General features: G+C 63.5%; 5 protein-coding genes and 1 pseudogene. 1 reads left to right on the forward strand and 5 read right to left on the reverse strand.

What is annotated here, in order from left to right; genetic code table 11:
- Positions 1–225, forward strand: a 225-nt coding sequence (locus ACSDR0_RS49075; RefSeq protein ID WP_435295868.1) for a hypothetical protein, incomplete at its 5' end; no start/stop codon positions are given.
- A gap of 552 nt (positions 226–777) precedes the next feature.
- Here the strand turns inward: ACSDR0_RS49075 and ACSDR0_RS49080 are convergent.
- The 5 genes and pseudogenes from ACSDR0_RS49080 to rpsF form a co-directional block, all read right to left on the reverse strand.
- The gene (locus tag ACSDR0_RS49080; RefSeq protein WP_435295869.1) at positions 778–1,869 is read right to left on the reverse strand and encodes an HIRAN domain-containing protein; all 1,092 of its coding nucleotides are present in this window, start codon (positions 1,867–1,869) and stop codon (positions 778–780) included.
- 429 nt (positions 1,870–2,298) lie between these two features.
- Positions 2,299–2,952 (reverse strand): hypothetical protein, encoded by a 654-nt coding sequence (locus ACSDR0_RS49085; protein WP_435295870.1) that lies wholly within the window; start codon positions 2,950–2,952, stop codon positions 2,299–2,301.
- Between the two features lie 125 nt (positions 2,953–3,077).
- Positions 3,078–4,052, reverse strand: coding sequence for a pentapeptide repeat-containing protein (locus ACSDR0_RS49090; RefSeq protein ID WP_435295871.1), 975 nt, complete (start codon positions 4,050–4,052; stop codon positions 3,078–3,080).
- 459 nt (positions 4,053–4,511) lie between these two features.
- Entirely contained in the window at positions 4,512–4,634 is a 123-nt protein-coding gene (locus tag ACSDR0_RS49095) for a hypothetical protein (RefSeq protein WP_435295872.1), read from the reverse strand.
- A 218-nt stretch (positions 4,635–4,852) separates the two neighbouring features.
- A pseudogene (gene rpsF, locus ACSDR0_RS49100) lies at positions 4,853–5,124 on the reverse strand (30S ribosomal protein S6).
- Positions 5,125–5,974: the final 850 nt, after the last annotated feature.

Below are 5,974 nucleotides of genomic sequence, written 5' to 3' on the forward strand. Positions count from 1 at the left end.
GAACGAGCACTCGGGCGTGGCAGGAGCCCCAGCCGGCGTGTCGCCGACCCGGCGAACGTATGTGGTTACCGCACTAGGTCGATCTGGCATGAGTTCTACGTGGCCGTCGAGCTTCTCGGGGAAGAGGCCACGGCCACGATCGTGGACGAAACACTGAAGACGTACGGCACCGACCACCCGGCCGATTTCATCGTCAAGATCTTCGACGAGATCCTGGGCGAGTAGGGCTGAGAGGCCGTGATCTATCGATAGCAAGCGGTGCCTCCTCCGTCGCACGTTTCGAGCGATGGCATCGCGTGGGCCTCAAGAGCTGGCACCGAAAAATCGGGGCCAATGATGGTTCCCTGATGCTCTTGGCTACCCCATCGAACCCATAACACGAGGCTTTGTCCGATTCCCCCGTGCCGTCCGGTGCCGCCAGCTTCCGGTTCCGAGTCGGACTTTCTCACCGGTTGGCCTCGGCTGAGGCTGAGTTTCGTTCCGCGAGCTACGTTCCCGCAGGTCAAAAACGGCGCCGGATCTTCTGACCCACCAGCCGGCGAAATCGGCGAGGGTCTGGGCCCGGATCTTCTTCCAGGCTCGCAGCGACACCGTCACGTCATGTGCCGCCTGTCCCACCGTGGCTCTTGGCCGCGTCAGCCAGCTCGACGCCGCCGACTAACTAGGCCAAGGCCACCGCTCCTCGTACGCCAGGGGTTGGGCGCAGGCGGACGTTGGGGTCTGTGCACAATGGCCGCTTCACGACAGGCCTGAATCCATCATTTGGCAGGCGACGAGTCACTCAGCTACCCAAAAGCTCCAGTTGTCCGGAGCCTTGGGCCAGGACGGATCCGGTAGCCAGCCGGGTGGGGGTTCCCAGCCCTCGGGAGCCGGTGGCCAGCCTGGTGGTACGACGAATCTGATCCGGGTTGGTCTCGGCGGGATGGGCGCATGGAACCCAATAACGGTCAGACCTGCGGACGACGAGTCGCTGGTGAGCGCCTCGGATCGCTGTCCCGTCTGCACGTCTGGTAGGGCGTGCCCGATTGGGCCCGGCCAGTCATGGGGCAGCTCATGCGCGCGGGCGCAATAGAGTGTGACCTCCGCCTTGAGGTGGTTTCCTTTCAGCTTCGCCCTGGAAGCGGCCATATACCCCATGCCGTCAAGGTGGCGTATCGCCGGGAGTAGTTCGCCGCTCATCTTCGGCGTCAGTTGCCCGACACGGTTCCCGTCAAGCCGAACCTCGACGAGTTGTTTCACAGCGCGCCCGCTGGAGTCGCTCACCTCATGCAGCGTCGCGTACGCATAGCTCTCACCCTCCGCCCGTAGCAGCGGTTTGATCTCGGCCAGATGATGCTCTTCGCCGCTCACCTGAATGGCCCCGCCCTGCGGTAGTACGACATGCGGCGCTTGCGGCGCAGTGTTCACCGGCAGACAAAGGTGCGGCTCAGCGAGCGCGATGGTGACGCTCGCTCTGAACTGTTCGGTCAACGCGATTCGACCGGCCCGGTCGTAGCCCTGATCAGTGACCTGCCCGCCCCAGACACGACAAGGCACGCGGGCGACGAAGCCAGAAGTGGCCAGGTGGCTGAGCAAGGCCTGATATCTGACCGCGTCATTTCGCGGGAGGTAACCGACGGTTTCGTAGTCGACCAGCACCGCCACCGCGTTCGGGTCATGCCGGTTGGTAGGTTCTGGGACCAGGAGTGCAGTTGTCTCGAACTCGTCGAGCCCCTTACCTCCCGCGCGAAGCACTTTTTCCAGAGCGGGGAGGTAATGGCTCTCCCCAGCGACCTCCTGGTTGCACCAGCTGTTGTGCCCCCACAAGTCGAAAGGGGGCAAGCTCGCGGTGTGGAGGTGCGTAGCGTTCCTGCGTTTGCCTATGACCACCGATGTTCCGTTCGTTTTGTGTGGCCTGAAATCTCAGGCTGAACAACAGAATAGGGAATCGGGGTCATCTCAGATAGCCGCCATGTCATGCCACGTGAGTCGGTGCTCACTCTCACCGACCTGGTCGTATGGGGACAAAACTAGCAGTGACAGGTGGAGGCCGGCTCGGGATGTGTTGGCTAGGTGCGCGGCGGATGCAGCGGGCTGGGTGGGTACTGGCCGGAACGGAGGTCCCGAACGCGGCCGATATGGCGTCGCTAAATCATCTGGTGTCGCTTTTGCAGCGACATGTGTCGCCGAGTGAGGTCAAGGAGGTCCGGCCAGAACAGATCCGTTCAGCTCGGGACGTCGCTGGCCTGGTGCGGTGGCGGGTTGGCCGGTGGCTTCGCACCCTACGAACGCGGCGCCAGCTTGCCTACGTCACAAGGCTCAGCGTTCCTCCATCCTAGGTTTGTCTTCGTCCGGGCCGGTGCCGGGGAAGGGAGGAAGCGGTCCCGCCAGATGCTGGCGTTCCGCACTGAGGTCAATGACGGCGACCCAGTCGTGCGCCACCCACCTCTCCAGATCGTTTGCGACGGCATCGAGGTCGGCCGCGGCTATGCGCTGCACTCCGGCATTCGTCAGAAGGTCGTCATACCGGGTGCGCTGTGGCTCACCGCGAAAAGCCTTCGCATACCTGCGCAACAGTTCGATGTGAAAACCGACTCCGCTACGGCTCGCCCGTGCCACTGGAACAAGGTTGTCGGTGTGCGCGGCGGCTTCGACATCGGATTCCAGATCAGACTGCCAGGACCGACGTCTCTCCGCCGCCTCTGGGCAGAGGTCATCGGCGACCTGACGATCCATGAGGAGCCAGGTCGCCGGTCGATCGCCGACGGAACGGATCCAAGCAGCAAAATCCGTTTCGGAGATGACGTAGCCGGCCGCCTCGTACGTCCCCATATCTGACACGCAGATGAGCGCCTTGTCATTGGGAACGTCGTCAAGACCCCGTGGCGAACCGGGCAAAACCTCACTGCCCGGCAAACCGCTGAGGTGCTCCAGCTTGCCAGTGTCGTATGGCAGATTCAGATACAGAGTCATGTCTCTCCAGTGCGCTCGTAAGCGCATGGTAGGGGGTTGAGGAACAGCGGAACAGCCGTTGGCACTACGCCGCTACTGCGCGAGCCCGCGACGCCGGACGGCCAAGCTTCTTCCTGCTGACAGCCCTAGAACTTGGTGGTGGCATCGGTGATCGCGACCTTTCTGATCTGCTCAGCGGTCATACCCTCAACCCCCCGGAGATCCGCGTCCCGCAAGTTCACGCCCATCAGGTTCACGCCCGTCAGGTCCGCATCCGTCAGGTTCACGCCCATCAGGTCCGCACGCGCCAGGTTCGCGTCCCGCAGGTTCGCGCGCGTCAAGTTCGCGTCCGGCAGGTCCGCGTCCAACAGGCTCGCGCCCGACAGGTCCGCGCCCCTCAGGTCCGCGCCCCTCAGGTTCGCGTCCGTCAGGTCCGCGTCCGACAGGCCCGCTCCCACCAAGTACGCGCCCCACATGTTCGCGCCCGACAGGTCCGCGCCCCCCGGGTTCGCGTTCGTCAGGTTCGCGTCCATCAGGTCGGCGTTCGTCAGGTTCGCGAGCGTCAGGTCCGCGCCCATCAGGTTCGCGCCCGTCAGGCTCGCTCCCACCAGGTACGCGCCCGACAGGTCCGCGTCCACCAGGCTCACGCTCGTCAGGTGCACGCCCGCCAGCTCCGCGCCCGTCAGCTTCGCGCCCGACAGGTTCGCGCCCACCAGGTTCGCGCGCGTCAGTTTCGCGCCAATCAGACTTGCTTCGCGAAAGTGGACGCGGCCAAGGTCTGCGCCCTGACCAGTGATGCCTAGGAAGGCAGCGAGTTCGAGAGCGGCTCGCACATCGGTGGGCACCTGCAGTTGTCCCAGTTTTTCGGTACCCACCTTGACGGGAGTTTTTGGGGTGAGCGACGCACAGGGTTGTTTGCCGATCTTCTGCTTGCAGAAGTCCCGGTTCCGGGCGAAGGCCGCCATGACGTTCTGGATCGTCGAAGCGTCTTTCGGGGAGTCAGCGGCGATGCGGTTCAGGGCGTAGAGACCGCCGAGGCGCACTTCGACGGTCTTGGAGCCGAGCTGTTCGACGGCCTTGGTGTAGCGGTCGGTGATCTGGGTTTCGCGTGTGGCGTCCAAAGTTTTCTGGCTGGTGTCCCATGTTCGCCCGGTGTAGACGAGGCCGCCGGCGGTGAACAGGACACCGAAGACGACGCCCAGCGATGTGACTATCTGCCAAGGCCGCTGGTGGCGAATGTCGTGAAGCTCCTGGCGGTCCTTGACAGGCAGTTCGTCGAGTTCGATTTGCGAAGGCGGCGTGACGCGAGGTTTCCGAGCGAACCGTCTTCGCCTCCTTGGCGGTGGTTCCGCTGGCGTCTCATCGACGACTGGAGGTGGAAAAGGCGGCTCTGGCCGGGCAGGGCGACGGAGGTTGCGGAAGGTCCTGGTCGTGCGTCGAAGGGCGTCGGGAGGTATCGATGGGGTGGGGGCGTCCGGTGGGGCTGCGTCGTCTGCCGGGCCTTCAGCGGGGGGCATGCTCGAACAGTACGTGCGGAATGCCGACGCCGTCACTCGACGTCGGCATTCCGCCACCCCTAGCTATGGGAGCTGGATCTCCATGCCGAGCGCGGACAGGAGCAGGACCACGACGATGACGACGGTGGTCCGCAGGTACCGGCCCCATTCGCCGGGAACTTGAACGGACAGGGTGAAGTTGCTCATGAGCGTCTCCAAGGCAGATCGACGAAACTATGACTGCCGGACCCGCATCCGACGAAAATCGTCGGAGCCGCTCGCTACCCTGAGCTTGTGAAGAACAGGTGGTAGCTGGAGCCGCAGGCCCGGCTGGACACCAATCGGCCCGGCCCCTCGGCAAAGGAGGCCGGGCCTTTTCATGCCCAGGGAAAGCGTATGGCTGCCGCCCGACAAAATGCCGGAGATTAGTGCACGTCCGGGCGCAGGACCTTGGTACGCAGGATTATCTCGTCGAGGTTCATCTGCCGGTCGAGCTCCTTGACAGTGGCAGACTCCTCGGTCAGGTCGATGACGGCGTAGATGCCCTCGGGCTTCTTCGCGATGTCGTAGGACAGCCTGCGGCGACCCCACACGTCGACCTTCTCCACAGCGCCGCCGTCGTTGCGGACGACTGTGAGGAACTGGTCGAGGGAAGGGGCGACCATACGCTCATCGAGCGAGGGGCAAGGATGACCATCACTTCGTAACAACGCCGAGGATCGCTCAGGCTGCTGGCCTGGAGGGTCGATGGACCGGTCACTCTCTGCGGCGCAGCTTCGCCACGGCCGCCAGGCGCTGCGGTGCCGCCCTGGAAAGAATCGGCCGTAACGAGGTGGGCTGGGCCGATGGCTCCAAGACCCTGTTCGGCTACCTGGAGGAGGGAGACCGCTGGACTGACAATCCCGTGACTGATCTATAGCCTCCGGCCGTCGTCGACTAGAGCGTCCACCGTCGTTCGGTGAGCGCCCTCGTCATGTCGAGGCCCGGCCGTCGTCCGGCCGCCCTACGGTTTGCCGTTGACAGAAGCGACCCCCCCACCCTTAAAACCGATCTGTCTCAGCGACCCTCACCCGGTGCCACGAGTGAATATCTGAATCATGGTTCGGACAGTGGCCGGGCAGGCGGTCGTACAGCCTTTTGGGGACCGGGGAAAGACAGTAACTATGTTGACTTATCAGCCACGTGGCGAAAAACGGAAATTAGGCGCGTAACAGTTGATTAGCAACTGTGTCGAATGGGGAAAACTTCACAACTTAGCGGCAGACACGTGGCCAGTTCTCGGAGGTTATCGCGGATTAGGTACCAGCGTCCTGAACTGGGCAAACGCCACGACACCGGTCTCCTGGGCAATCCGTCGACAAATGGTCGCCACAGTGCATCTAGTTACTAGATTTGTGGCCAGCCAGGACGTTCCGCGCCTGTCTCCTGCGCGCGACTTAGGGCCCCGCACGGCCGAAAATCGGCCGCAGGGAGCAATGCTTGAGACCTGTGGATCGGCCGGGAAGGGGTGTACCTTCCCGATGATCATGTGATCTCAAGCATGACCG

The sequence above is a fragment of the Streptosporangium sp. G11 genome (genome assembly GCF_051192615.1).
Classification (GTDB): Bacteria; Actinomycetota; Actinomycetes; order Streptosporangiales; family Streptosporangiaceae; genus Streptosporangium.